The following is a 252-nucleotide window of genomic DNA, read 5'->3' as shown; positions in this document are numbered from 1 at the left end:
ACAAACGTTGGTGCACCCGTCACGCCCTTTACCGGTCCATATTGCCCGAGTCAGGCGCCGCCGTGCAGACGCATCAGATCGAGCAGCGGCGAACGACCCGGCCTGGGTGAACAGCGCATTCACCTGGAGCATCGCCAGGCAGGCGGCGAGGCACACGAGAAGCGTTGTACGCAATCCTGCAGCTTCCCCCGATTCGATACCGCATCAAAGGTGATCGACGGGTGTGGCGCGACCGATTACCGTCGATCGACG

The 252-nt window shown here is 62.7% G+C and carries 1 pseudogene; it reads right to left on the bottom strand.

Annotated elements, in window-relative coordinates:
- Nucleotides 1-195, bottom strand: a pseudogene (locus SB753_RS39570) (hypothetical protein); the annotation flags it as partial.
- Nucleotides 196-252 lie beyond the last annotated feature (57 nt).

This window comes from Paraburkholderia sp. SIMBA_053 (assembly GCF_046534895.1).
GTDB lineage: Bacteria > Pseudomonadota > Gammaproteobacteria > Burkholderiales > Burkholderiaceae > Paraburkholderia > Paraburkholderia caledonica.
Note: the sequence above shows the minus strand (reverse complement) of the source record. Positions and strands in the feature narration are given on the sequence as shown.